Raw genomic sequence first — 24,676 nt, 5'->3', positions numbered from 1 at the left:
GGAGGGAACGATGAACAGCACCGATGTCTATCCGGCCGTGCGTCGGCCGGTTGACCTAGCGATCCGGAACCTTCGCGAGGCGCTGCGGGCGCGATCAACGCGCGCTGGCATGGGCGCCTTTGCTTATCTGCCGGGAATCACGCTTTGGCCACGCCGCAGTCTGGTCGCGTTGTTGTGCGCGTGTGCGTTTTCACAGGCGCAGGCGCAGGGCGTGCCGACCATCTCGCCGGCAGAGCTCGCGCAACAGATGGTGCAGGTCGAGCAGCTGATGCAGCAGGTCCAGAATCAGGAGGCCCAGTATCAGGCGCTGACCGGCAACAGCAGCTTCGGCACGATCCTGAACAATTCGTCGCTGCGCAACTACCTGCCCGAACAATGGCAGGACATCTACAGTCAGGCAAAGAGCGGCGGCCTGTCGGGAATCAGCTCAACGATGCGTTCGATCGAGCAGCAGGAAAGCATGACCGGCGCGAGCACGACTGGGCAACAACGCTACTACGACACGCTTGCCGCCAACAAGGCGATGAACGAGCAGGCGTATAGCGCGATCATGGCGCGCTTTACCAACATCCAGGCGCTGATGCAGCAGTCGAACATGACGCAGGATCCGGCACAGAAAGCGGATCTTCAGAACCGCATGGCGGCGGAAGAGACGCTGGTCACGAACGATCAGACGCGCCTGCAGCTCACCTCGCAGTTGCAGAAAACAGAACTGCAGCTTGCCGAACAGCAGCGCGATCGCGAATTCAAAAACACTTTCCTCGGAGGTTCCAGTGGCGAATAAAGCACTTCTCTCGACCATCATCAGTCTGCTTGTCGCGATTGCAGGCTACCTCGGCTATCTAGCGTGGGACAGGCATCAACACAACTTGCAGGAAGAAGCTGCACACCAGCGCGAACTTGCGTTCAAGGCTCAGTTCCTGGGTACGACTCCAGAAAAGCTTGAACAGGAAGAAACGCCGGAGCAGCGTGCGCGGAGAAAAGCGGACGAGGAAGAGGCTGCGAAAGCCGTCCGGAAGTAGTGCCTGACACAGGGAACTCCAATGTCCTACACACCGATCACCACGACGATCTTTTCTAGCATGACGTCCGACTTCGACGCGAACGTGGTTTCGACCATCAGTTCGGGTTCGGAGCGAATCATCGGACTGATCTCGCCGCTGATGGCAACGTGTTTCAGCATCTATGTACTGCTGATCCTGTGGTCGTACTGGCAGGGCAGGAACGATGAGCCCATCAACGATTTCCTGATGCGCATGGCAACCTGGGCATTCATCCTGACGTGCGGGATGAATATCCAGTTTTACACCACTTACATCGTACCTGCCTTGAACGGCCTGGGTGAGCAACTGGCCGGTGCGATCACTGGGCAGTCGAATCCGATCTCCGGCCTGGACAATCTGTTGAGTGCATACATCAATGCCTGTGGGCAGATCTACGACAGGGCCGAGGGCTTCCAGATTATTGGAGCTGTGTGGGCGATCACGGTGCTGCTTATCTTCGCGACGCCGTTTATGGGATTGGCCGTTGCATACATCATCCTCGCCAAATTTGCGCTTGGTTTGCTGCTTGCGCTCGGGCCGCTCTTTATCTCAATGGCACTGTTTCCGCCGGTGCGTCAGTTCTTCTGGAACTGGGCGGGCCAGTGTCTTAACTATGCCTTGCTCGTGGCGCTATTTGCAGGCGCCGGCGCGATCGAGGTGGGTTTTGCGCAGAAGATCGCGCCTTCCGGATCGGCTTTCCCATCAATGAAACAGGTGGTTGAAATCGATGTGATGGGCGTGGTGTTCTTCATTGTTGCGCTCAATCTGCCGGGTCTCGCTTCGGCGTTGGCGAGCGGTGTGGGGATTTCCACGATGACCGGCAAGCTCGGTGCGGCCGGTAGGGCCCTCGCGGCGGCGGCGAAGATGGGAGGCGAGGGGAAGCAAAACACGGGCGGATCCGTGTCGAAAGCGTAAGGAGGGTACATGCCAGATATTTTTGCGAAGCTGATCCGCTGGTGGTTGCTCGCTGTCTGCTGGGTCACGTTTGCCGGTTTCGCGCTGGCATTGCTAAATAGCATCGGCACATTCATTTACCACCGTCTGCATTAGATTCAGGTAACAAGGGAAGCGATTATGAAAGGCACATTAACGCTCGCGCTGCTTGCTCTCGCGTTGCAGGCCTGCAGTTCTCCGCCGAAACCACCCGAGCCGACCGGCCAGTGGGTACCCGTCAACCAGCCGTTGGCTCAGCAATCGGGCCATACGGAACCGAAGTGAGGAACAGGATGGCATCGACTATCAGGCAATGGTTTGCGTCGGGAACGAACGCGCGCAAACGTAAGGGAAGCCCGGCCGAGTCGACCACGCGAGCGGACGCGCCTCTGAGCGGTGTTGAGTCTGGTGAGCGCGATTCGGTCAGCTGGTACCTGCAACAGGCGCAGGCCTTCGAGAAGTCGAAGGTCGAAGCAGCGGAAGAGAAAGCCCGTATCGCGGACCGGCGCTCGGTGTTATCGGGCGTTGTTGCTCTCGCCGCTGTTTCTGGCATGGGGGCTTTAGGACTCCTAAAGCGACCGAACCCGCCGGCTGTGCTGCGTGTGAACGACACGACAGGGAAGGTGGATGTGTTGCCGACGACCGCGAACGGACACGTGACGTTTTCCGAGAAGACCGATCGCGCGGATCTGCACCGTTACGTCGAACTGCGCGAGAGCTATGACTGGGAGACGATTTCGGACACGCACGCCGCGGTGATGTTCATGAGCGACGACCACGAGAAGGAAGCCTATGACGGGTTCGTGCGCGGCCCGACGGGCCCACTCAAGCTGCTGAAGGATCAGGCGCGGGTCATTGCACACGTCGGCTCAATTACTTTCGTGGGAACGACGGCACAGGTGTTCTGCTCGCGGCAACTGGTTTGGCTCAACGCGGCCGTAAAGCGTCCGGATCCGACGTACTGGATTGCGACGGTCGCATTCGAACGCGTGAACGTTCCGGAAAAGCAGGATCAGCAGGATCTCAACGCGGACGGTTTTCGCTGCACGAGCTACGAGGTCACGCGAGACTGGACCCGGGCGCCCGCCGATGCTGCGCCGGCGTCGGGCTCTGCGGCAGCCGGAGGTGGAGCATGAAAGGACGAACGATCCGGGTGTCAGCAGGCGCAGCGGCGGTCGCACTAGGCTTCGCGTTGGCGCCGATCCACGCGCGAGCGCTCGAAACGCCGCGCAGCTGCGGTTCAGACCCGCACATCCAGTGCGCGACCTACGATCCGGACCAGGCCTATCGTGTGGCGACCATGCCGGGGCGTGCGGTGATGATCCAGTTCGAGTCAGGCGAACACATCATCAACAGCGGCGAGGGCATCGGAGACGGCAAGGCCTGGCACGTGGCCATCAACGACAGTGGCGCGATGCTCAAACCGGGTGCGCCGCAGCCGGAAACGAATCTTCTGCTCGTCACCAACCGGCGCACGTATCCGCTCTCGCTTGTTGACGTGTCGGCCGCACAGCCGGCGACATGGATACTGCGTTTCGACTATCCGGACACGCGTGCCAAAGCGGCGAGCGCGCAGCTGCGCCGTCAGCAGGCGGTAAGCGTTGCGCTGGGCAGTCAACAGGGTAATGGGCCGGCTATTCCTGCATCGATTGTGAGTGTGGACGCTGCGAAATCCACGCCTGTGGCGTCGGTTCCTGCGGCCAATATCCAGTACATGATGCGCGGCGATCGTGCACTCGCGCCGACCGCGCTGTGGGACGACGGCCGATTCACGTACTTCAAGTACTCAACCGCGCGTGACCTGCCGACGATCTTCACGAAGCTTCCCGACGGTGGCGAGGCGACGGCGAACTTCCATATGGAGGGCGATACGGTCGTCGTGCATGAAGTGTCGAAGTCGTTTGTCATCCGCTACGGCCAGTCGGTGCTGGGTATCCGCAACGACGGCTATTCGCCTGATGGCCATTACAACCGTGCGGGCTCGTCGGTACGGGGCAGTGCGCGCATCGCGCGTGACCATACCGATGCCTCGACGAACTGATCAGGGAGCGAACAGGGTATGACCGAACGAAACGAAATGGAACATGCGGCATCGACCGACGTCGGCCCGCAGCCTTCGCTCGACCTGCCGGGCCGTCGGAAAACGCGCGTGGGCAAGCTGCGTCTGGTGCTGGTCGCGCTCGCCGTTATTGCGCTGGGTGCATCGGGCGTCACGATCTATCTGCAGCGCCTGTTCCAGCAGCATCAGGACGCGAAACAGGCGGCGCTGACAAAACCGAAAGACAGTGGCGCGAGTGACGCCGGTGCGGATCTGGAGACGCAGAAGGAACGTATCAAACGCGCGGAAGATCAGGCCCGTGCAGCGTCGGAGGCTGCGGCCGCCGCTGCCGCGAATTCCCACCTCGCGACGCCGGCCGGCGCGGCATCGCAGACGAACGGACAGGCGGTGGCCGTGAGCAACCAGCCGCGGCCGCTTACGCCGGCCGAGCGCCGCCTGCAGGGCAGCGTGCTCGTCGCGGGTAGGGACAATGAGGGCAACAACGATTCCGGCCAGAGCAAAGATGGTCCCGTGGCATCAAATGAAGCCGCAGGCGACAGCGACAGTGGCAGCACTGGAGCCGTCGGCCACGATGCCAGTGGTCTGGCAGGTCTGGCGAAGTCGATGGGCATGTCAGCGCTGCGCGGTGGCGGTGCGTCCGGCTCAACCAGTAAGGTAGACGCAGGCGACAGCAAGGGCTCGCCGATCGACCAGTCGTTGCAGCCGTCGAAGCTGCAGCCGATGCAAGCCTCGTCCCGGCCCAACCGGCACTACCTGCTTACCCGAAACACGATGATCCGCTGTGGTCAGTCGACGGCGCTCCGTACCGACCGGCCCGGCCTGATCGGATGCCCGATCGCGCAGGACGTGTGGTCCGACGATGGCACGACGCTGCTCGTTCGCAAGGGCGCGATGGCGAAGGGAGAGCAGCGCGATGCGGTCCTGCAGGGGCAGGGCGTGATCGGCGCGATCTGGGATGAGATCGACGACGGCGATGTGCATATTCCGCTGAACTCGCCGGCAACCGATCCGCTCGGCGCAGCGGGCATTCCGGCCTACGTCGACGAGCATTTCTGGCTGCGGTTCAAGGGTGCGCTGATGGTGAGCCTGATCGGCGACTTCGGGCAGGCGCTGGCCAACAAGGCGAGCGGCAGCGGTAGCCAGATCACATTCTCGAACAGTTCGAACGCGACGCAGGACGTAGCCGCCGAGACCTTGCGCAGCACGATCAACATCCCACCGACGGCGTATTCAAACCAGGGCTCGGTAATCAATATCTTTGTCGCGCGTGACATTGACCTGAGCGGCGTGTACGAGAACGTCGACGTGCAAGGCAACCCGGTCGGCCCGAACGGGCAGCAATGAGGAACGGACCCATGAACCTGAAGATCACCTATCCGGACGATTTCCCGCTGCATGGCCTCGATCGCGACATGTTCGAGACGAAGCTGCGCGACGCCCTGCGTTTCTGTTTCTACGGCAACACGATCCGACAGCTGGCCGAGCGGGTCGATGCACGGCGTGTACGCGTGGTTCCCGATGCCTTGCCACTTCGGCAGATCGCCGACGAGCACGCGTTTGATGATTGCATGACTCTCGACGGGTGCCGGATCGACGACATGTCAGCGCCGCTGCGGCGCAGCCTGCTGCGCAATGTCGGGGCGCGTATCGGGCTATCGCTTTCGGAATGGGGCGATAGCGCTTTGCCGTTGCTTGATGAGCCGGTCAATCATGCGGCCCGTCTCGCAACGGAAGCGAGCGCAACTAACCGTCAACCAGCCGGAGTTCCGAAAATTCAAGATCGCCAGGCTCCGCGCACCTCGCGTGTCCTGCTTGCCACGGGACTCTGCGCGGCAGTGGCGATCGGCGGTGCGGCCTGGAAGTTGACCCGGCCGGCTGCGCCCCTAAGCGCAACCGTGGTTTCCACGTCGCCGGCGCAAACCCTTCGCGAGCTGGCCAGCAGCGTGCCGGACGATCGACGCCCATATCGCGTGTCCGTGCAGATCGAGCCGCAGGATACGGGCACCACGCCTCGTTGACCGTGCCCGGCAGGTCGCTGAATTGATGTGGCCCTAACCAACAAAGGAGTACTCATGAGTGCAGTGGTAATTGATGTGATCGAGAAGGGCACGATCGCCCGCAGTTTCCTCAAGCAGATGGGCATCTCAAACTTCTTCGACGGTAGCCTTACCGAAGTTGCGATCAACCGCCCCGGTGAAATCTGGACACAGGGCAGTGCCGGATGGCGCCGGCACGATGCACCGGCCTGCACGTACGACGCCTGCTTCAAGCTCGCGAACGCGCTGACGGTGATGAAGGGCGGCAAGTTCTCGACAAAGGAGCCGATTCATCCGGTGGTGCTGCCGGAGGGCCAGCGCGGGCACGTTCTGATGCAGCCGGCCTGCGAGCAGGACACCATCTCCATCACGATCCGTATTCCGTCGAATGTGCGCTTTACCGTTGACGAATACGAGACCAACGGCTGGTTTGAGGGCTACCGCGACGTCTCGCCTCGTCGTGACATGCCTCCTGGGCTTGATATGCAGCCGTTCGAGCTTGAGATGCTCGATGCGAAATCGCAGCGCAATGTCACTCGCATGCTAGAGCTTGCCGTCGCCAACCGGTTGAATATTGCGCTCGCCGGCGGCACCGGCTCCGGCAAGACGACGCTGAACAAGGCGCTCTCAGACCTCGTGCCGTCCGATGAACGGATCGGCACGATCGAGGACACGCCGGAACTGTCGCTGCCGAACCATCCGAATCGCGTGCACATGTTCTTCAGCGACACGCTGCCGGCGAAGGAACTGGTGCGCTCCACACTGCGCATGAAGTTCGACCGTGTGTTTCTCGCCGAGTGTCGCGGCGACGAAACGTGGGACTACCTGACGCTGCTCAACACGGGCACGCCAGGCGGTATCACGACGGTGCATTGCAACGACGCGCGTTCAGCTCATTCGCGCATCGCGACGCTGATCAAGCAGAGCATCGTCGGCCAGACGCTCGACTGGCAATTCATCATGGACCAGGTGCGGGTAACGGTGGACCTCGTCCTGTTCATGAACTGCGACAAGCGGCTCGCTGAGATCTGGTACGACCCGATCGGCAAGGCTCAACTGCTGGGTTGTGTCTCATGAGCGCCGGTGCCGCGGCACAGATGATCGAACAGATCGCGATCAGCCTGTGCGGTGCGCTCGCCGTGTTTCTGTCGCAGGACCGGCGTGCGCACTGGCGGCGCTGGGCCTGTATCTTTGGGCTGGCCGCGCAGCCGTTCTGGTTCGACATGGCGTGGCGAGCGCATCAGTACGGCGTGCTAGCGCTGTGCTTTATTTATGCGGCGTCGTGGGCGCGGGGTTTCACGGCGCACTGGCTCGTTCGCAGGGAGGACCGTGTATGAACTTCGCGATCAGCGATATCGAGGCGGCGATCGAGGGATGGCGCATGCGTTCGCCGTCCGACGAAGCATTCGCTGCCAGCACAGAGGCCCGCGCGCTGGCGCGGCTCTACGGCGCCGTGATCGTGCACGGCTGCGAGGGTGTCCCCGACGCCGGGCTGGACGACGCGCAGCGCGACGCGCTGCGGATCCTGTCCGCCGATCCACTCGGACAGTTCCCGCAATGAAGGCAGATCTTCCGGTTCCCGCGATTGCCGATGCCGCGGACGCGCACGATGACAGCCAGTGCAAATGGCGGCCGTCCGGCGACTTTGCGCTGGTCCACCCGTCGGGCTGGACGATCGCGCGGTACTCAGTCTATGACGAGTGGCGCTACCTGCTGTGGGAGCCGATCAATCGCTGTACGGCGGACAACAGCAACCAGTTCCACGGACCCTTCGATAACGTGCGCGACGCGATGCGCCTGCATCGCGACCGGACCGCGCATCTGCAACAACAGGAGATGGCCGCATGACAACGCATCTGAAATTCCAGGCCGCTATCGACGCGGCCGCGCGCTGAGGACCGACCATGCCAAAACCGCTTCGAATTCTGATCCCCGTCGTGGTCTTCCTGCTGATCCTGTGCGGCTTCGCGTTCCTCGGGCAGTTCGCCGGCGGCCAGCTTTTCGCGAAGATGCAGAAGCTGCCGGAGGGCAGCGCGGGCATGTTCACGCTGTACGACTACTGGCATGCCTACGGTGACGTGCCTGCGGTGGTGCGCGCGCTCAAGGTGTGCACACTGCTGTCGGTGGTCATCACCGGCCTGCCAGTGGTCGTGATCACGATGGCGCTCGTGTCGGGACGCAAGCGCCTCGCCCAGTTTGGCGAGGCCCGGTTCGCAACCCGTAACGACATTGTGAAAGCCGGTCTGCTGGAAAGGAAATAACCATGACCACTGCACAACATCTGTATCCGCCGTTCATTGTCGGCAAGTACAAAGGTGAATACCTGAAGTATTACGGCCAGGATTTCCTGATGACGGCTGCGGGCACCCGCTCCGGCAAGGGCACGTCGCTTGTGATCCCGAATCTTCTCACCTATCCCGATTCCGTCGTGGTCGAGGACATCAAGGAAGAGAACTACCACTATACGTCCGGCTACCGACGGGCATGCGGCCACGAAACCTACCTGTGGGCGCCTTTCTCGGAAGACGGCCGCTCGCACGCGTACAACCCGCTCGAATACATCGCCAGCCGACCCGCCTATGCGCGCGTTGGCGACGTGATGACGATCGGCGAACACCTGTATCCGTCCAACGTCGACGCGCGCCTGAAGTACTGGAACGACAACGCCCGCAACCTGTTCATCGGGCTCGTCCTGTACCTGCTGGAAACGCCCTCGCTGCCGTGCACGTTCGGCGAGGTGCTGCGGCAGGCTTCGGGCAAGGGCAGGGCGATCCGTGAACACATCTCGTCGATCGTCAGCACGCGCGCCGATGCAGCTCATGCGACTGACGGGCTACCGGCGCTAACCTTCGAATGTCTCGATGCGCTGAACCGTTTCCTGTCGCAATCGAAGGAAGCCTTCGCGAACATCGTATCGACGATGACCGCGCCGCTGAACGTCTTTAGCAATCCAGTGGTCGACGCGGCAACCAGTCGCTCGGACTTCGATCTGGCCGAGGTGCGCAAAAAACGCATGTCGATCTATGTGGGCATCAAGCCGGGCGACCTGAAGGCCGGCGCACTGCTGGTCAATCTCGTTTTCTCCCAGCTGATCGACCTCAACACGCGCGAGCTGCCTGCCGAGAATCCTGCGCTCAAATACCAGTGCGCGCTGATCTTGGACGAGTTTGCAGCGCCCGGCAAGATCGACATCATCGATACGGCCAACCCTTTCATTGCTGGCTACAACCTTCGGCTGATGCTGATCTTTCAGGGCATGTCCCAGATCGAGGATCCGAAGCTGTACGGCAAGCACGGCGCCGAAACACTGGCGATCAACTGCAAGATGCGCAGCCTGTATGCGCCGCGTACGGTCAAGGAATCGGAAGAGTACTCGAAGATGCTGGGGACCTTCACGTACATGGCGCGCTCGCGTAACCGCAGTCGCGGGCGGAGTTCGTCGACGAGCACCAATGAGTCGGAGCACGGCAGGGCACTGATGATGCCGCAGGAGCTGCGGGCGCTGAAGCACAACAAACAGATCATCACGATCGAGGGGTGCGAGCCGATCCTGTGCGAGAAGGCGTTTTTCTATGAAGACGCCGAGCTCGTTGACCGGCTCGTGCGGCAGAGCCCTTACCTGCGGGGTGTGATGGCGAAGCTGGAGAAAACCAATCGCCGGCGCGCCTGGTTCGGTTTCGGTCCGAAGTTTCCCAATGAAGTACAGATGAAACACGCCGCCTTCGTCGCGCGCGAACTGTGCGCACCCGTGCCAAAGATCGACGTCGAGCAGTGGTGGCAGGCGCAGAACACGGCCCGCCGCGCGCAGCAGGCCGCGGCGGCCGCAGACGCAGCCAGACAGTCGGCCAGTCCGGCGCGTGATGTCCGGGAGCACGAGATCGGCGTACTCGCGCCTGTCCATCTGGCTAACCGTAACAGCATCCGCGCATCGCTGTTCCAGTTGATGCCTTATTTGCGAGAAGTCCTGCCGGACGCGGCGGCCGCCGTGTCGGCGCAAACCGCAGTACCTCAATCACAGCCTGAATCGCAAGGAGTGACCGTATGAACGAGATCGAATTTCCCGCCGACCGGATCGACTACCGCGAACGCGACGCGGCAAACGCCGACGATGCGTCGACCATCCGCGCTCGCGTCACGCCGCCGGCGAACGAACCGGACGCGGGCGCCGTGCCCGGCAGTCCGGAAACGCCGGTCGATGACGCAACCGAAGAGCGCCTGACGAAGATTCGCGCGGCAGATCGGGAGAAGGTCGAGAAGCTTTTCAAGCGCGACCCATTGCCCAACACCGCCACTGACGAGTCGGTGAAGCCGGCCGCCGGAACCGGCAAGTCGCTCGGGAAGAAGGGTAACGATGCGGAGAACACCATCCGCCCGAAACCGGTTTTCGAGAAGACCGGCTATGACGTGCCGAAGTCGGTCACTAACCAGTATGTCGCGCATGAAGGCAAGTTTCTCGATCGCAAGAGCGAGACGGTCCACTTCGAGGACAAGGGCCGCTCGCTGTCGACGGCCAGCGAGGACCGCGACGTGATCGCGCACATGGTCGAAGTCGCGAAGGCGAAGAACTGGGGTGAACTGCAGCTCAAGGGCAGCGAGGAATTCCGTCGGCAGGCGTGGATAGCGGCCGAGCTCGCCGGCGTGCCGACACGCGGCTTCAAACCCGCTGCGCAGGATCGAGCGGCATTAACCGCCGCGCGCGAGGCGATGCGTATTGGCGGAGGCGAGAAATCGAATGATGCGGATAAGGCGCGCACGAATGAAATGGAGTCCGCAGATGCCGCAGGGCAAAAGCGGCCAGCTTCGCCGGAGTCGGCGAGAACCAAAAGAGCCACAACAGGGCGTGAAACCGCCTCGACCGGAGGCGACCGGACGAACGCGGCGCAACCGTCTGTGGCTGCGACGGCGAGCCCCGTTCAGGGCACGCCAACGCCGGCCGGTGTCACGGCGGGAGTACTGGTGGCACACGGTCCCGCTCCGTTCAACCACGACGATAAGCAGAACGACAGCTACTACGCGACCGTGCGGACGGAGGATGGCGAGCGCACGGTCTGGGGGCTGGACCTCGAGCGCGCGATCGGCGAAAGCAGTGTGCAGCCGGGTCAGCGGATCGAGCTGGAAAAGGGCGGCAGCAAGACGGTAACGGCGCAGCAGCGCCAGTTCGACGAGAAGGGTACCGAACTCCTTCCGAAGTCAGTCGAGAGCCGGCGCAACGAATGGCTGGTGTTCTCGCCCGACGTGCCGGGCCTGCCCACGCGCGAGCAGCGCAAAGCGCTGGCCAGTGCGCGCCGCGAAGTCGATGAGCGCCGACAGATCAACGAGGCGCGCGAGCGGTTCCTGAGCGGAGACTGGAAATACTCCGAGGAACAGCAGAAGACGCTCGATGAAGCACGAGAGCGCATCAAGGCGCAGGCCGCGCGCGAGGTGCTGCGCGACGAGATCAAAGACCTGCCGGAGCAGCAGCAGGAGAAGTTGATGGGGGAGTTCGAAAGCGCCGTGGCCGAGGCGCGCGCAGCTAACCGGCCACTGGACGTGCCCATGCCCCAGGTAAGCGAAGCAACGATCGAAGCCGTACGCAAGCAGGTCGAGCGGGAGCAACGGGGCCAAACCCACGCTGCACGGCAGACCACCCATCAGGCGACGCCGGAGCGCGGACAGGACCCGCAGTCGCAGACCGCCGAACACGATGGGCCGACGCTCGAAATGGAACCATAAGGCGGCGGACAACGCCGGGCGGCCGCGATCGCCTCGCGACCGTCATCGTCAAATCGAATAACAGGAGCAAACCATCATGAAGATCGCCGTAATCAACTTCTCCGGCAATGTTGGCAAGAGTACCGTTGCACATCACCTTCTCGCGCCACGGCTGGACGGTGCTCAGGTGATTCCTGTCGAGTCGATCAACTCGGACGACAGCGAAAAAGGATCGGCGATGCGCGGAAAGGAGTTTGGCGAACTGCAGGACAAACTGATGACCTTGCGGCATGCCGTAGTCGATATCGGGGCATCGAATGTCGAAGACTTTGTCTCGCTGATGCGTGACTATCACGGTTCTCACGAGGACTTCGATGCCTTCGTCGTACCAACCGTTCCTGCGCTTAAACAACAGGTCGACACAATTTCGACGTTGCGCGCACTCACCAGAGAAATCGGTGTGCCGGCAAACCGCATACGCGTCGTGTTTAACACGGTCACCCCGAAAGACGACGTATCAAAGGTTTTCTCGAAAATTTTCGACTACTACGCGGAAAACCGCAATTTCGTCTTGAATCGCGATGCGGTGATCTATGAGAACCCTATCTACGAAAAGATCAAGGCGTTCGATCGCTCTATCATCGATATTCGCAACGATCCGACCGACTATGTCGCGATGAACGCCGAAGCAATGGAGTGCGGGGAGCCCGAGGAACATCTTGCACAGATTCGCCAACTGGTTGCAATCAAACGTCTGGCCACACGGGTAACAACCGAACTGGACGCAGTCTTCAAACTCGTGGTGCATTGATGGGCGCATCGGACGATTCGATCCGCGAGGAGCTGATCGGCGCAGTACTGGGTGAGCTATCGCTGCTACGACGGGACGTGAAGGGTCTGTCCCAGTTGCTCGATACCACGGGCAAGCAATTCAAGGACGACGGTGAACTTACGCTGCTGCGCTTCACGTCCCGCTACGAGCAGTTCCTCAACCAGTTTGCAGCATCGAGCACCGCTTTGCTGGCCGAAGCGGGGCGGTTTTCAGAGGCCCGCGATCAACTGCTTGGCGAGATCTCGCTCAGGCAGTACGACGAAGCCAACGGACGGAGCCGCGATCTGCTGCGCGAGGTCTTGCGCGAAGAGCGCGGGTGCGGTCGTGGTATCGGCCGAATCGAACTGGCCGCATGGACCGTATGCGCCACGCTTGGCTCCGCGGTGCTCACAGTCGGAGCCCTTGCGGCACTGCGCCTTCTGACCACCTGACAGGAGATCTCATGAAACGACTGATCGCGATATTAATCTGCGCCGCGGTCGCCACCCAGACGGCGGCTCTGGCCGGCGACGACAACCCGTCCGCCTGCGGGGCCGTCTTGTGTCTCGCCGGTCTGATCGCCGGTGGCAGTGCCGGCGGGGACTGCAAAAACTATATGACAGGTTACTTTTCCATCGTGAAATTCCGCCACGGTCACTTCGATGAGACAGGCACTTCGAATGCCCGTAGCGATTTCACGAACCAGTGCCGTAGCGTTGGACCGGATACGAAAAAAGGTGTGAACGACCGGTACGGAAACGTTCAATCTGGTCCGTGACGCGTAGCCGCTCTCTCAGGTCCTGCCAATATTTTGCCCTCGGAAGTCAGAACTTTTTACGGTGCGGGCTACGGCCCGCAGTCGACAGCACGCGGTAGCAGGCTTCCGGGTTCGGCCATGAAGCGCCATTCGGCACGGCCCTTAGCAAGACCTTCGGACGTCCGGTTGCCACCACAAAACCGCCGTTCCAATGCCGAATATACCGTCGCATCATCGGCCAGTGCGCGGATCTGCCTCTGTCCGCACGCGGTCTTTTGGTCGCACCAGGTGAAAGTCGTAAATCTCTGCTATTGACACAGCGGGGCCATGGCGTCAACCGTTCGGTGACAAGAAACGCACCTGGCGGGCCGGGCGGTGATATTGGCCGATCCGTATTATATTTGGCGGTCGACGAGCGGATCGTCGCAGACTACCTTGCTTTGTGCCACACGCGAAAATCTTGCTTGCAGTGCCTATACACAAACGTGGCCTTTGAAAACAAAAGTTCCCGATCTAGTTCGCAACTGCATGCGCTGCTCATCGCTTCCGTACAACAGTTAAGTACGCGGATCCGCATACATAGTACTCAAGGAGTGTTCATGAACCGAGCATTGAGCGACCAAGAAAAGAGGGAAAAGGCCGAGAATTTTTTCGCTAACGGACCATGGTATGCCGCATGCTCGACCGCGGATAATTACGTTGGCCCCAATCGTGATACATTCGACGCCGCGCAGAAAGACGCCGATGACCATGATAATGAGAAACACGGCGGCGAAAATCTGTGCGCAGTGCTTGACTCATAGGCCGACAGACGTCCATTAGGACGGGGCCATAGTACTTCGGCGCACAGACCGCCGGTGACCTCCTAAACATTAAAAGGCAAACGCAAACGGAGGCCAACTGCGCAATCGCGTGCGTGATGTTGCCTGTCGACGCGCACGTCGACAACGTCGAGGTTCAAGCAACTTACCATGATGTTCCGCCGAATACACAATGGTCAGCGTTTGTGGTCGGCCGTTGGGGCGCTGGGCCTTTGACAGACTTTATTTTGAGCCAAACTTCTACCAAAAAAATCGTCAACGTCGAAAATAGAGCAGGTCAAGCAAGCAATTGCTCGTAGTTAGACTAAGTTTATGTTCAGGGGGCGCGTCCGAATGGCTTGTCACGGCGCTGGATAAGCTGGGTAGCAAGTCACCGATTTAAGGGCACTTAGGCTCAAACTGGGCATATACGAGGGAGACGACATGCGCGTGGACCATCGTGACGCGTCGTGGGCTCCAATTGAATCCTCCCAGGAGTTTCGACAGGAACCGGGGGGGCCGCGTCGGGACAGCAAGCGCGCAACGCTTCGGAGACAAGGGCGCTGGCTTCTCGGGCGATTCCAAGCCTTCGCTCTGTTCATGACCATGCTTCTGACAGCGTCGCCGTCGTTGTGCTCGGCTTCCTATACAGGGGTTGGCAACCCGGCCCACGAGACGCTGTGGTGTGCCGAGGCAGTCGATTTTTTTCGAACCAACCCGGATCAATTCAGCATCTACGCCGCTGCCTATTTCGGCATGTCTCGCAAAACTCGGATCGAGGTGCCTGACCGATTCGCGAAGATGATTCCTGATTTCGATCCGGTCGCTGCGGCTTACCTAAGGATGCAGCAACTCCCTGGCGATACGCCAAAGCCAGCGCGCCAAGTCGCTCTGTCGGGTAGTGATGAGGCACTGAGTAGGCTGGCCCACGCGCTTTACATGGCTGTTATTCACCCTGACGGCACCCTCCAATCGATGAGGCTTCGCGCAGTTCCCCTATCAAAAGGCCTGGCAAGCCCGACGACCCCCTTGGCGACCTTGATTAGAGACCTCCGGAGTATCCAACCTTTAAAGGCGGTCCCGACCAAGTTCGCTCTCCTGAGTCAGCACGAAGCCGACGCCACGCTTCGCGACCCGGCAAAGCTGAGATCATTCCTCCAGGACGCCACCGGTGGCACGACAACCTTGAAACGCGCTATCGCGCAGACTACCCTGACGGTCCAAACTGACTTCACCGCGGTCCTCCAAGTCAGTTCAGACGCCGTGGCTGCCGCCGGACCCAAGTCCACGAGTGACGAACTGAAGAATGCTCAGGCGGTCAAGTCCGCAGGCGTAGCCGTCCTCAGCCTCTTCGATTCACCGGGCTCAAAGCAGATTGACTCATTCGTTACCCCCGCGTTGTCTGGGACATCCGCGCTGATGGATCTCGCCCAGAATGGCTTCTCGGCTATCGCCACCGGAAACGTCGTAACATCGGCTGTGGCGTTGGTGAAATTCATTCAAAATACCCCGGATCCAGCGGCTTTGGCTCAGCAGGACATTCTAAAAGACCTAAGGAAAATCCAGCGATCGCTCGACATCATCAACCATAGGCTTGACGTGATGAATGGAAAGCTCGACGCGATCTCCACGAAGCTGGATGACATCGTCACAAATCAGAACGTCAACACACAGGAGGTCCTCACTCAGCTTGCCCAGATTTCCGATCAAGTCACATCGACGCAAACCCTCCAATGGCAAGCCTACAGTGCGAGCCTGCAACAGCGAAATGATCAGGAATTCGAGACCTGTCGCAGTTCTTTCGCAACCCACAGCCCGATGGTTTCCGCCGCTGTCAACGACCCCAGCAACCTCGCATACGCGGGCTGCCTCGGGACCTTCTTAAGCGAAGCGGTTCACACTTCCGCGGCTGGTCCGGCGCTCTCGACGACCATCGACTTCAATCGCGCTGATTTGCTAAGACTTGTTTCCCAGCATGGCGATCCAGAGAGCGCGCTTTCGCTGATTCCCTACATGGCGGCGTCGGCCCAATCGCCCGTCGCAGTCGTCCAGGTCTCACCAGATTCGACAATCACGACGCCGCCCCTCGACCCGGACACGTGGGCCGACGGCGTCAAACGATACCTGCAAATTCGATATTGGGTTCCCGAACTACCCGATAAAACCGGCGCCCTCGACGAACTCGCGAATCCCGCGGAGAGATTTAAGACGAACTTCGCTCCGATTTTGGCGCGTCAGTTGCCGAAGGCCGCCGTCAACCGATACTTCGGAGTTGTAGGCCTGCTGAATACTTTTCTCGAAACGGAAGCCCAGCCGCTTTTTAAGGCGCGCGCCGTCAAGAGCGGCAATGACCTCGTCGGGACCACCAGGCCAGCGATCTACCACGAAATCAACGTTTTCGCGCCCTCCGACGCGCTGCAAGGTCAAGTTCTCAGCGCTATTCTCCAGCTGGGGCTTGCAAAGGAGGTGGATACGGTTCGAGGCGACGGGGCATTTGTCATTTGGGAATATCGCGGGCCAACTCATACTTTCGGCTGGAACCGGGAATGGTTCAATGGCTGCATAGTCACCGACATTTCAGCGAGCATGTCCGACGGCAGTGGCTCGATGGGACCCATCTCGGTGCGATACTGCTCTCCGCCCTTGCAGCCGGGGGTTAGGCCCCCTATCGAGCGCTTCTGTCAGCACTTCGACGGTGCGCCGCCCAAATGCCAACACGGGCTCACCTTCCAGCAAGCGATGTACTTCGACCAGGTTTTCGACGGCGGCCAAGTGTTTAGAGGAATGGAGGCCTCGGCGCAGGATACTGTTCGGGCGCGGTGGCCAGCGTTCGTCAGCAACTTTAGGCAAGCAACGGACTGGCCGGCCTGGGAGGCATCTCTGCCCCGTGCAGACGGTTTCACACCGACGATGTCAGGTGCTTTTTTTGCACAACAACGAGCCAAGATCGAAGCCGCGCTTGCGGCTCAACGGGCTCAAGTCGCGAGCTTCATGGCTCAACGAGTGCATGCCACGGACAACACGGCGGAAGAGGAACAGGCGAAACTGAAATTCATGAGCCTTATCGAGGAGATCAACAGGTCCTATGTAGCAGCGGTGGGGCTGATGATACTTTCCTACGGCGAATGCATCCCCTACAACACCTACTCTGATTGGCCATCGTCGGGCACTTATGCTTTGACATCAGGCACTGCAATTCAGCTAAATCTTTTGAAAGGTATCCTTCCTTCCGTCGGCTCGCTGAACGCGCAGTCCTTTCCAGTGCTAGTTGAGGTAAGTGGGACGACACGATGCAGGACGTTTCCAAAATCGATACTGGACGGCGAGGACTGGCTCTCTGGCTATAAGCAATTGCATTGACCCGCTCGCTTCGGCGCCCAAAACACACGAGGCCCCTCCGTGAAGGGCCCTGCGTTCCGCATGCCGACGGGCATGGCGTGGTCGCCGTCCACCGGAACCGACCTCGATCCGGGACTCTTTCAAGTCAGCGCGACGACCACCGATCGCATGTTGGCGAATGCGTGTGCACACACGACGGTCAGCGCAAACGCCGCAAGGATACGGGCTCGGTCATCCGACGCGGCATCCCGGTCCGCACCTTCGCCGACTGGCGCGATCCGCCACCGTGCTTCTTCGAGATCGACATGGTCGGACACTGTGGCGGCCGGAAGACCGACGGTGACTGCGTCCACAGGGTGACGTTGGCCGACACCGCCAGCGGCTGGACAGAATGCGTGGCCATGCGTACGCGCAACCAGATGCTGGCGATGGAAGCGTTCGACAAGGTGACCGCCGATCTTCCGTTCGCGATGCTTCGATGGATGAGCGACCCTTTGGTCCACATGCATGCGAGAAATCGTTGGTTGAAATCGTTGGTGGAGCGTGTCTCGACTCAAGGCACAGCTCGCGTGGATCTGTCGGTTGCTGCGGGTTAGGGCAACGGACTTGTCGACATCGATGTCGAATATCAGCTACCACTGCGGCTCCCCACCATTACCAAGAAATCAGCTACCGCCCTCAGCCTGTTCTCACAATAGGTAGGGCGGGTCGCTCGCAGTAACGAATCACGCTAGGATTGGCCCCAAGGCGTGAACCACAGAAGTCGTTACCAGAGGGCGGGACGGCCGATGACTTCCCGGCTGGGCTGAAGGGATGAATGACCGTTGCCACCGATGAGCGGACCGCTGCAAGTTCGAGGGACGAGCGTCTCAGAAGGGTCGAGTGCAACCGATCACCTGTTCATGAGTTTCGAGCTAAGAGGCCAGTTCAAAAAGGCTGCTCCGTACGCCTGAAGATGTTCCAGCAGACGAGGGCGCAGCCGAATTTCAAGAATGCTTCGTGAATTTCAGCTCGACGATCGAAGCGTATGCGAAGACGACGGAAGTTGTGGAGCCACGAGTGAGTCCGTTCAACGACCCAACGGAATTTGCCCAGACCACTGCCATGTTCAGTGCGGCGCCTTGCGATCACCGGTTTGATGCCGCGTTCGCGCAATCGTTGACGATGCGGATCGGAATCGTAACCACGATCGGCATAGATGACCTTGGGTCTCTGAAGTGGTCGGCCGCGCGCGCCACGGATCGGCGGAATCGCGTCGACGAGCGGCAGCAACTGGGTGACGTCGTTGCGGTTCGCGCCGGTCAGGATGGCGCTGATGGGAACGCCATTGGCGTCTACGAGGATGTGGTGCTTGGAACCGGGTCGAGAGCGATCCGTGGGGTTCGGGCCAGTTTTTCGCCCGCCCCAACGGCTCGTACCGACGAGGAATCGACGGCAGCGTATGAAAGATCGATCTGCCCGGCCTCGCGCAACTTGTCGAGCAACAGTTCGTGCAGTCGATCCCATACTCCTGCTTTGCGCCAGTCGTTCAGTCGTCGCCAGCAGGTCGCGCCGGAGCCAAAGCCCAATACGGTCGGCAGGTGGTTCCATCGCAGACCGGTTTTCAACACGAACAGGATGCCATTCAATGCCGCCCGATCCGATACGCGTGGGCGACCAGGATGCTCTTTGCGCCGGGGCTTGGGCGGCGGCAGTAACGGTTCGATCAGTGTCCACAATTCGTCATCAATGATCGGCGCTTCCATCCCTTGGGTTCCGTTGTTCAGACATCCAAGGTTAACAGCTTGCCGAGAAAGTAAACAGCCCCCTCAGGGGTTTTTGAACTGGCCTCTAAGTATGCTCATCACATGAGACAGCATCCGGCCAGTTTCACTCATACGGCCGCTGCAAGGAAACGTCAAACGAACGGCCGGTTGTTCCCAGTAAGCGGTCTTTGCGCGTCTTTCCTTTCGCGGTTCGTAGGACCAAACTGTAGACGCTGCGGAACGTTACTATGTAGGCCGCCTCAATCGGTTGACGCGGGCAAGGTATAAGGGGGAGGGATGCAACAGAACACGGCAGGTATATACGCCTTGATGATTAGCGAAGCGGCTAACCGGCTTGCCGCCACCACTACCTTCTTGGAGCCGTTCAAGGACGGTAAGGGCGTTGCCTATCTAGAAGCGTCCGCGCTGCAATTGCGAAAGGGGCTAGAGGCAATCGCCCTTTCTGGTATCGCTCCGAATCAATCGGCATACGCGGCGCATCGCGCGAAGGCGGAGAAGAATCAGGACTTCACCAAGGACTATCACGCGAAGCGGATAGTCAACGATCTCGGCAAGAACAACCCGGATTTCTACCCGTTACCTGTTTTGCCCGGGCAAAATATTGCTCCCGAGGGTTCGCCTAACAATCATTTTCATTAGGAGCACAAAGAATCGGGCTACCTTACCAAAGCCGAATTTACCGACGTTTATGACCGCCTCGGGAAGCATCTGCGCGCCCGTAATCCATGGGGTGCCCGGGCCTCGCTGGAGGGTCTTCCTAAAATGGTTGCCAAGACTGTAGACGCCGCACATGGGCTTATTGAATTGCACGTGGCATTTATCCGCACCCCTCAATTCTCGGGAGTATGGCTGGTCGAGATACCGCGAGGTTCGCTAGTGCGTAAAATGATATTTGCCCAAGCGGAGGGACCTTATGCGATACGGAGTAAAAAATAACTAGAAATTCAAATGTATGCATCGAATTCTTTCGATTTTCGCATCAAGCCGACTTAACATGGAACCCTCGATCAGAAATGGTCGATTAAGCGGTACTCCGTGCTTGGATCTACGTGTCGCATTGGCACTAGCAGCAGCCTTTCTCGGTTTGGATTCGAAAGTAGTCTCTGGCAATGCCTGATTTTTGCCAATTGACACTAAACGAACGTCAGTTAAACCGAATCGCCGCGATAGAGCGCTTGCAACCATGCACGGTGAGTATCTGAAACTCCGGCGAAGTCGGGTGAGGAATTCTTGGAGCGTGCTGCTCTATAACGAGCCACAGACGGATATTGCAGCAAAATCACAGCCTTCTCGCGACCAATTCTTCCCTCTTCGACTGCACGACTGAGATAAGCGTCTGTAAGACTCGGGACGTCACGAATTTGATCGATCTCTCTCAGTTGCCCGTTTCTTTGCAGCTCGAAGGAGGACACGCACTCCACCGGCTGTATTAGTCCATCTGCGATATACGAATAGAAAACTCTAATGTCTCCGCAATCACACTCCCCTGCAATGTCCCCTGCCAACGGTGGGTAACATTTTTTTCTCGAATAGATCAGATTGGACCCGTTTTCAATCAGAATTGGGCGCGAAAGATGATCGTCGTCGTTGCTGATTTCAGTGGCAATACCGTCCACTTTAAGGGACGGCGAGCCGCCAGCGCAAATTAGTCCATTTGCATAATAGTTTATACTAAAGCCGAGCAGTTTTATCGACGACCCTGTGCAACTCGCATGGAACGAGAAGGTAAACGTGAAATTCGAATCAGGCAGGTATTTATTGTCATCAAACGACAAGCCGTTGAGTTTTCCTCGTGGGGATATTTTCATATCTACAATCAACTGAGTGACAGTTTTCTGCGCAGCTTGCACCCACCGTTGAAACGATAGCGGCATGTATCTCACGGCAAGCGCTCGCCCCTCCGGTGAGTCGAGCAACTTTTGTTCGATCGCCTCTTTGTCAAGGACCACAAGGTCGTATTTCGGTCGCAAAGCCTCGAGATGAGTTGAAAGAGAGCTGCTTGGAAGGGTGGAGTAGAACGCGATGAATCCATTGCAACCATGCGTTTCGAGACGATCGCGAATGTTCGTCTCATCCATGTGACTGACCGCGTTTCCGGACTGGACCTTGTGCTTGCAGCTTACGAGCCAACGAACTTCCGTTTGCCCCCCTGGACCACTCCTCAGCTCCTTCACAACTAGGTCGCGGCCAGCATCAGGACCGCGATCAGGCCGAGTCACTATGACGAAGCCCTCAGCTTTCAGAAAGTCGCGCGCAAACAGCTCGAACTGGTCGCGGTCCGTCCCACTGTGGGCAAGTGCTATCTCGCCGAAATCGAGTATTGGCAAAATATGCCCCCGCAGAGCGAAAAAATTAATAATACATTACGGAGGTTCGCATCCGAGATCCCGGCGAAACCTGGTACTGGCGGAAGCCGGCATGCGAATGTCGAAAGCGTCTCGTTGAACGTCAGTAAGCCGAGCACTTGTCGCCCGACCTTCCCGCGCCGATGGCACTTGTAGCGTGCAACCAGCCGTTGAGTTCGCGCCCGGTTGAAGGACTGTAGTGAGTCGGGGCCAGCCGACCGCGTCGGGCAGCAGCCGGCCATGAAGAGTCGTTCGATGGCGTCGTGGACCTGACGTTCAGGTGTCGGCTTCGTTCAGTTTCCGGCCGTTCGCAGTATGACGATGCACGTCGCCCCATCGGCCTTTATAGCCCACGTTTACGTGTCGCCGTTCAACGACGCAGCTTGAGGTTCTTTAATGCCATTCGGACCATTGCGACACACGAGAGCCTGGACATTCTGGCGGACGCAACGTTTAACGGTAGGCGTTTGCGCTCGCTGACCGATGCGCCGAACCGGCATGGCAATCGATGTAGACCCCACGTTGCGATGTGGAGACGTAGTAGCCGCACTGGATCGGATTGCTGCGGCCCGGCGTCTACGGCGCTTCGTCACGGCAGACAATAGGAGGCAGCGAATTCATCTCCCAAGCGCTCGACCGGTTGGCGCACGAGAACGGCGTCGAGATAGACTTCTCACGCCGAGGCAAACCAACCGATAAAGCGAAGAACGAGTCGTTCGACGGGACTCGGGCGCGGTGTCTGCAAAATGAAAACGGCACCGCGAAGCCAATAAAAAAATTTATTGACTTGGCGTCCCAAAGTTCTCCACATTTTGCCCGTTGTCTTGACCAAGTGAGTCAAAGTAAATTAAGGCAGGGGGGATTGGTGCGCCGCTGCTGCTGAATTCGTCGACTTCGTAATGAGCATTTGCTTCTGGTCCACCATTCCCAGTGTATGTGAAGGTCGCCGTATATAGTGTTCCTAGTTGCAAAGCAATCTTGACCGGGCCGATTGTTTGATCGTATAGCTGAGCCATGTTTGGGCCGCACTGCTGCCCCACTGGCGAAGAGGTTGCGCCAGCTGCCAACGCCTGGCTGCCACCATTTATGGCCAAAGAGACGGTTTCGCTAGTTCCACACATGATATTTTGAAAGACGAAATAATAAACGAAATAGTTTGACGTAGAACTAGAGGTGATGCTGATTTTCGCCGTGCCGGAAGCGGCGGAATAATGCGAATCTCCGTTATAGTTTGCCGTGATCGTGTCCGAAGACGTCGATGAACTAATCGTCGCAGTGCATCTGGCAGTTCCAGTCGAATCCATAGCGACCGAAGAACATAGCGTTGCTCCAGACTGGTCAATGAAGGTCACGTTTCCAGTTGGTGTCGGGGTTCCGGTTGGAACGACCAATGTTGCTGTCAGTGTATCGGATCCTCCAGATTGGATCGATGTTGGGCTCGCGGCTAATGACAATGTCCCATTAAGCTTGGGCACCATTCGCAAGACTGCGACGATCGGCCCTAGCCCTTTAGGAGGCGCGGCACTCAATACCTTCGCCTGAAGTGATCGCGGTCCACGCGGTGGAACGATGTTCTTCGCACAATTTGAATTTCCAGTGCCGCCTGTCGATGAAATCACATTGGCGGAATCCGTTGATCCGGATGTCTCTGCTATGCCGATGTGTCCATTCCAGGCGACGAGGTCTCCCGATTGGATAGTGCCATCAGTCACGAGCTGCATCTTGAGCTGCCAGTCGTTGGGAAGGCTCCACGCACTAGCACTGGACTGTGCTACTGATCCCGCTGGCGCGGTGATTCCCGCCGAAGCCGCAATGTTCGCGATCAGACCGGAGCAGTCCATGCCATAGGTCTGCTGTTTGCACCCGTCGTCGGGCAGCGTGCGAACCGTTGGGGTCTTCCCGCCGTGTACGTATGTGAGACCCATTTGGCCGGGCTTTATAACTGGATTGGACGGATCGGGCGTGTAGTCCCAAGTGGTGCACCGATTCGTGGATAGCCGTCCACAAGCATAGAGCCGCGCCTGCAGCAGAAGCTTTGCGACCACATCGTTTTTCTTCTGGTCGGGGCTCGCGGCGAAGGGCAGCGCTGCCGTCGCTTTGGCAACAGCTAGGGCTGAAATGGACTGTGAAGGAAGATCCGCGCTGATGCCTCTCGATACAGCGTACGACTCCAGTGACATCCCGTTCGGAAGCATAAGTTGGTCTGCGGCGAGGGAGCTTTCCGATTGCTGATCGAGCTGTTGAATAGTCGCGTCGCTCAGTCCTTCCGTCGGCTCTTCGCGCGCGATGTTCGGCGCAACTGCGTTGGCCCCTGAGATGGTCACGCTTAGCGAGCCTGGTGCAAATACCGACTCGTCCTGCGTTGGTGTGATGGAATATTGTCCATTCGGAAGGCCATCTACTGAATATGCCCCGTTGGCGTCTGTAGTTGTCGTTTTGCTGACGGGACCATCGACCTGTATCAAAACACCCGACGAAGCATTCGAAACCGAGCCAGATACTGCATAAGTATGATTCAATCCTCCTCCGCAACCCACGGCGAAAGCGATGAAAGGAATCGTGAGAAAAGCGGCAAACACTTTGATCTTGGACATGGCATTGTCCCCGCCGAAGGATGCTTATTGCAATCACGAGAAGGCGGACCCGCGCCGGTCGCCGACTCGTCGCGAGCGGGACTAGATTCGAACGATCAGAAGAGTGTCGCGTTATGCATATTTCGCCGCTGACATAAGAATGTATGGCGGAGGGAAAGAATTCAAGCCCGCCAGCGTTAGTGCCGGGAAAGTGCTATAGAAAGGCTGGCAAGAGAGCACTCGCCAACCTTTCTTTTTGCATTCCGTGTGCGCAGGCCCTGGTTCGCGATCGGGGCGTTGCCAAGTAGCGGCGGCGCTCGCGTCGTTGAGAACGGGCGCGAAAAGACCTCCACGACGATATGTTTCATTTCCGAATGACCGGACCATTCGTTATCTGCCCCTGGATCACTGACAACGCGGTCGTCGGCGTCGGGTCGACAAGAGGCGGTCGAACCTGCTCGGCCGCGGCCATTCACCGAGCTTGCGCTGGGCGAGGGACGCACGGTCTCAGTTACAAATGATC

Annotated in this window: 26 protein-coding genes and 1 pseudogene; 23 read left to right on the top strand and 4 right to left on the bottom strand. The window is 59.1% G+C overall.

Annotated elements, in window-relative coordinates; translation table 11 throughout:
- The first annotated feature begins 10 nt into the window (after positions 1-10).
- From P3T23_RS31875 to P3T23_RS31775, 21 genes are all read left to right on the top strand, one after another.
- The gene (locus tag P3T23_RS31875) at positions 11-784 is read left to right on the top strand and encodes a type IV secretion system protein (protein ID WP_429320062.1); all 774 of its coding nucleotides are present in this window, start codon (positions 11-13) and stop codon (positions 782-784) included.
- Positions 774-1,022, top strand: coding sequence for a hypothetical protein (locus P3T23_RS31870; RefSeq protein WP_429320061.1), 249 nt, complete (start codon positions 774-776; stop codon positions 1,020-1,022). Before P3T23_RS31875 ends, P3T23_RS31870 begins: the two co-directional genes overlap by 11 nt.
- A 21-nt stretch (positions 1,023-1,043) precedes the next feature.
- Positions 1,044-1,958: a type IV secretion system protein gene (locus P3T23_RS31865; RefSeq protein WP_429320060.1), complete on the top strand. Its 915-nt coding sequence runs from the start codon at positions 1,044-1,046 to the stop codon at positions 1,956-1,958.
- A gap of 9 nt (positions 1,959-1,967) precedes the next feature.
- Positions 1,968-2,093: a hypothetical protein gene (locus P3T23_RS31860; protein ID WP_429320059.1), complete on the top strand. Its 126-nt coding sequence runs from the start codon at positions 1,968-1,970 to the stop codon at positions 2,091-2,093.
- 24 nt (positions 2,094-2,117) lie between these two features.
- Positions 2,118-2,261 carry a hypothetical protein gene (locus tag P3T23_RS31855; RefSeq protein WP_429320058.1) on the top strand — a complete coding sequence of 48 codons (144 nt, stop codon included), beginning with the start codon at positions 2,118-2,120 and terminating at the stop codon, positions 2,259-2,261.
- A gap of 8 nt (positions 2,262-2,269) precedes the next feature.
- Entirely contained in the window at positions 2,270-3,112 is an 843-nt protein-coding gene (locus tag P3T23_RS31850) for a type IV secretion system protein (RefSeq protein ID WP_429320057.1), read from the top strand.
- Complete coding sequence (locus tag P3T23_RS31845) at positions 3,109-4,017, top strand: TrbG/VirB9 family P-type conjugative transfer protein (RefSeq protein WP_429320056.1); 909 nt, start codon at positions 3,109-3,111, stop codon at positions 4,015-4,017. The genes P3T23_RS31850 and P3T23_RS31845 overlap by 4 nt, the downstream gene beginning before the upstream one ends.
- An 18-nt stretch (positions 4,018-4,035) precedes the next feature.
- Entirely contained in the window at positions 4,036-5,379 is a 1,344-nt protein-coding gene (locus P3T23_RS31840; RefSeq protein ID WP_429320055.1) for a TrbI/VirB10 family protein, read from the top strand.
- An 11-nt stretch (positions 5,380-5,390) separates the two neighbouring features.
- The gene (locus tag P3T23_RS31835; RefSeq protein WP_429320054.1) at positions 5,391-6,053 is read left to right on the top strand and encodes a hypothetical protein; all 663 of its coding nucleotides are present in this window, start codon (positions 5,391-5,393) and stop codon (positions 6,051-6,053) included.
- Positions 6,054-6,107: 54 nt separating this feature from the next.
- Positions 6,108-7,148 (top strand): P-type DNA transfer ATPase VirB11, encoded by a 1,041-nt coding sequence (gene virB11 / locus P3T23_RS31830; protein WP_429320053.1) that lies wholly within the window; start codon positions 6,108-6,110, stop codon positions 7,146-7,148.
- Complete coding sequence (locus tag P3T23_RS31825) at positions 7,145-7,408, top strand: hypothetical protein (protein ID WP_429320052.1); 264 nt, start codon at positions 7,145-7,147, stop codon at positions 7,406-7,408. The genes virB11 and P3T23_RS31825 overlap by 4 nt, the downstream gene beginning before the upstream one ends.
- Positions 7,405-7,632: a DUF3717 domain-containing protein gene (locus P3T23_RS31820; protein WP_429320051.1), complete on the top strand. Its 228-nt coding sequence runs from the start codon at positions 7,405-7,407 to the stop codon at positions 7,630-7,632. The genes P3T23_RS31825 and P3T23_RS31820 overlap by 4 nt, the downstream gene beginning before the upstream one ends.
- Entirely contained in the window at positions 7,629-7,919 is a 291-nt protein-coding gene (locus P3T23_RS31815) for a hypothetical protein (RefSeq protein WP_429320050.1), read from the top strand. Before P3T23_RS31820 ends, P3T23_RS31815 begins: the two co-directional genes overlap by 4 nt.
- Before the next feature lie 56 nt (positions 7,920-7,975).
- Complete coding sequence (locus P3T23_RS31810; protein ID WP_408495325.1) at positions 7,976-8,332, top strand: hypothetical protein; 357 nt, start codon at positions 7,976-7,978, stop codon at positions 8,330-8,332.
- 2 nt (positions 8,333-8,334) lie between these two features.
- Positions 8,335-10,116, top strand: a complete 1,782-nt coding sequence (locus P3T23_RS31805) for a type IV secretory system conjugative DNA transfer family protein (RefSeq protein WP_429320049.1) — start codon at positions 8,335-8,337, stop codon at positions 10,114-10,116.
- The gene (locus P3T23_RS31800) at positions 10,113-11,783 is read left to right on the top strand and encodes an LPD7 domain-containing protein (RefSeq protein WP_429320048.1); all 1,671 of its coding nucleotides are present in this window, start codon (positions 10,113-10,115) and stop codon (positions 11,781-11,783) included. The genes P3T23_RS31805 and P3T23_RS31800 overlap by 4 nt, the downstream gene beginning before the upstream one ends.
- A gap of 76 nt (positions 11,784-11,859) precedes the next feature.
- Positions 11,860-12,573, top strand: a complete 714-nt coding sequence (stbB, locus tag P3T23_RS31795; protein WP_429320047.1) for a StbB family protein — start codon at positions 11,860-11,862, stop codon at positions 12,571-12,573.
- Positions 12,573-13,025: a hypothetical protein gene (locus tag P3T23_RS31790; RefSeq protein ID WP_429320046.1), complete on the top strand. Its 453-nt coding sequence runs from the start codon at positions 12,573-12,575 to the stop codon at positions 13,023-13,025. Before stbB ends, P3T23_RS31790 begins: the two co-directional genes overlap by 1 nt.
- An 11-nt stretch (positions 13,026-13,036) precedes the next feature.
- Positions 13,037-13,351, top strand: a complete 315-nt coding sequence (locus P3T23_RS31785; protein WP_429320045.1) for a TrbM/KikA/MpfK family conjugal transfer protein — start codon at positions 13,037-13,039, stop codon at positions 13,349-13,351.
- A 578-nt stretch (positions 13,352-13,929) separates the two neighbouring features.
- On the top strand, positions 13,930-14,133 hold the full coding sequence (locus P3T23_RS31780) for a hypothetical protein (RefSeq protein WP_429320044.1): 204 nt from the start codon (positions 13,930-13,932) through the stop codon (positions 14,131-14,133).
- Between the two features lie 597 nt (positions 14,134-14,730).
- On the top strand, positions 14,731-17,490 hold the full coding sequence (locus P3T23_RS31775; RefSeq protein WP_429320043.1) for a hypothetical protein: 2,760 nt from the start codon (positions 14,731-14,733) through the stop codon (positions 17,488-17,490).
- A 119-nt stretch (positions 17,491-17,609) separates the two neighbouring features.
- On the opposite strand, the gene P3T23_RS31770 is transcribed toward P3T23_RS31775, so the two are convergent.
- Together P3T23_RS31770 and P3T23_RS31765 are read right to left on the bottom strand one after the other, a co-directional pair.
- Complete coding sequence (locus P3T23_RS31770) at positions 17,610-17,978, bottom strand: hypothetical protein (protein ID WP_429320042.1); 369 nt, start codon at positions 17,976-17,978, stop codon at positions 17,610-17,612.
- Positions 17,979-18,396: 418 nt separating this feature from the next.
- Positions 18,397-19,214, bottom strand: a protein-coding gene (locus P3T23_RS31765; protein WP_429320041.1) for an IS5-like element ISRme6 family transposase whose coding sequence is annotated in 2 segments (ribosomal slippage) — positions 18,397-18,866 and positions 18,866-19,214 — 819 coding nt in all. Because the reading frame shifts where the segments join, the coding sequence is not laid out codon by codon here.
- Positions 19,215-19,511: 297 nt separating this feature from the next.
- Between P3T23_RS31765 and P3T23_RS31760 the strand changes: the two genes are divergently transcribed.
- Positions 19,512-19,874: a hypothetical protein gene (locus tag P3T23_RS31760; RefSeq protein ID WP_429320040.1), complete on the top strand. Its 363-nt coding sequence runs from the start codon at positions 19,512-19,514 to the stop codon at positions 19,872-19,874.
- A gap of 509 nt (positions 19,875-20,383) precedes the next feature.
- On the opposite strand, the gene P3T23_RS31755 is transcribed toward P3T23_RS31760, so the two are convergent.
- Positions 20,384-21,562: a restriction endonuclease gene (locus tag P3T23_RS31755; protein WP_429320039.1), complete on the bottom strand. Its 1,179-nt coding sequence runs from the start codon at positions 21,560-21,562 to the stop codon at positions 20,384-20,386.
- A 625-nt stretch (positions 21,563-22,187) separates the two neighbouring features.
- Here P3T23_RS31755 and P3T23_RS31750 point away from each other — a divergent pair.
- A pseudogene (locus P3T23_RS31750) lies at positions 22,188-22,322 on the top strand (IS3 family transposase); the annotation flags it as partial.
- Positions 22,323-22,359: 37 nt separating this feature from the next.
- Here P3T23_RS31750 and P3T23_RS31745 read toward each other — a convergent pair.
- On the bottom strand, positions 22,360-24,174 hold the full coding sequence (locus tag P3T23_RS31745; RefSeq protein WP_429320038.1) for an Ig-like domain repeat protein: 1,815 nt from the start codon (positions 24,172-24,174) through the stop codon (positions 22,360-22,362).
- Between the last annotated feature and the right edge of the window lie 502 nt (positions 24,175-24,676).

Source organism: Paraburkholderia sp. GAS448, assembly GCF_050435685.1.
In the GTDB taxonomy this organism is placed as follows: Bacteria; Pseudomonadota; Gammaproteobacteria; order Burkholderiales; family Burkholderiaceae; genus Paraburkholderia.
This window is presented reverse-complemented; position numbering and strand designations above follow the sequence as displayed.

Excerpts from the sequence above, each read along its gene's own strand:
- P3T23_RS31875 (WP_429320062.1), top strand. The coding sequence starts at position 11 with ATGAACAGCACCGATGTCTATCCGGCCGTGCGTCGGCCGGTTGACCTA.
- P3T23_RS31865 (WP_429320060.1), top strand. The coding sequence starts at position 1,044 with ATGTCCTACACACCGATCACCACGACGATCTTTTCTAGCATGACGTCC.
- P3T23_RS31860 (WP_429320059.1), top strand. The coding sequence starts at position 1,968 with ATGCCAGATATTTTTGCGAAGCTGATCCGCTGGTGGTTGCTCGCTGTC.
- P3T23_RS31855 (WP_429320058.1), top strand. The coding sequence starts at position 2,118 with ATGAAAGGCACATTAACGCTCGCGCTGCTTGCTCTCGCGTTGCAGGCC.
- P3T23_RS31850 (WP_429320057.1), top strand. The coding sequence starts at position 2,270 with ATGGCATCGACTATCAGGCAATGGTTTGCGTCGGGAACGAACGCGCGC.
- P3T23_RS31845 (WP_429320056.1), top strand. The coding sequence starts at position 3,109 with ATGAAAGGACGAACGATCCGGGTGTCAGCAGGCGCAGCGGCGGTCGCA.
- P3T23_RS31840 (WP_429320055.1), top strand. The coding sequence starts at position 4,036 with ATGACCGAACGAAACGAAATGGAACATGCGGCATCGACCGACGTCGGC.
- P3T23_RS31835 (WP_429320054.1), top strand. The coding sequence starts at position 5,391 with ATGAACCTGAAGATCACCTATCCGGACGATTTCCCGCTGCATGGCCTC.
- virB11 (WP_429320053.1), top strand. The coding sequence starts at position 6,108 with ATGAGTGCAGTGGTAATTGATGTGATCGAGAAGGGCACGATCGCCCGC.
- P3T23_RS31825 (WP_429320052.1), top strand. The coding sequence starts at position 7,145 with ATGAGCGCCGGTGCCGCGGCACAGATGATCGAACAGATCGCGATCAGC.
- P3T23_RS31820 (WP_429320051.1), top strand. The coding sequence starts at position 7,405 with ATGAACTTCGCGATCAGCGATATCGAGGCGGCGATCGAGGGATGGCGC.
- P3T23_RS31815 (WP_429320050.1), top strand. The coding sequence starts at position 7,629 with ATGAAGGCAGATCTTCCGGTTCCCGCGATTGCCGATGCCGCGGACGCG.
- P3T23_RS31810 (WP_408495325.1), top strand. The coding sequence starts at position 7,976 with ATGCCAAAACCGCTTCGAATTCTGATCCCCGTCGTGGTCTTCCTGCTG.
- P3T23_RS31805 (WP_429320049.1), top strand. The coding sequence starts at position 8,335 with ATGACCACTGCACAACATCTGTATCCGCCGTTCATTGTCGGCAAGTAC.
- P3T23_RS31800 (WP_429320048.1), top strand. The coding sequence starts at position 10,113 with ATGAACGAGATCGAATTTCCCGCCGACCGGATCGACTACCGCGAACGC.
- stbB (WP_429320047.1), top strand. The coding sequence starts at position 11,860 with ATGAAGATCGCCGTAATCAACTTCTCCGGCAATGTTGGCAAGAGTACC.
- P3T23_RS31790 (WP_429320046.1), top strand. The coding sequence starts at position 12,573 with ATGGGCGCATCGGACGATTCGATCCGCGAGGAGCTGATCGGCGCAGTA.
- P3T23_RS31785 (WP_429320045.1), top strand. The coding sequence starts at position 13,037 with ATGAAACGACTGATCGCGATATTAATCTGCGCCGCGGTCGCCACCCAG.
- P3T23_RS31780 (WP_429320044.1), top strand. The coding sequence starts at position 13,930 with ATGAACCGAGCATTGAGCGACCAAGAAAAGAGGGAAAAGGCCGAGAAT.
- P3T23_RS31775 (WP_429320043.1), top strand. The coding sequence starts at position 14,731 with ATGACCATGCTTCTGACAGCGTCGCCGTCGTTGTGCTCGGCTTCCTAT.
- P3T23_RS31770 (WP_429320042.1), bottom strand. The coding sequence starts at position 17,978 with ATGCATGTGGACCAAAGGGTCGCTCATCCATCGAAGCATCGCGAACGG.
- P3T23_RS31760 (WP_429320040.1), top strand. The coding sequence starts at position 19,512 with ATGCAACAGAACACGGCAGGTATATACGCCTTGATGATTAGCGAAGCG.
- P3T23_RS31745 (WP_429320038.1), bottom strand. The coding sequence starts at position 24,174 with ATGTCCAAGATCAAAGTGTTTGCCGCTTTTCTCACGATTCCTTTCATC.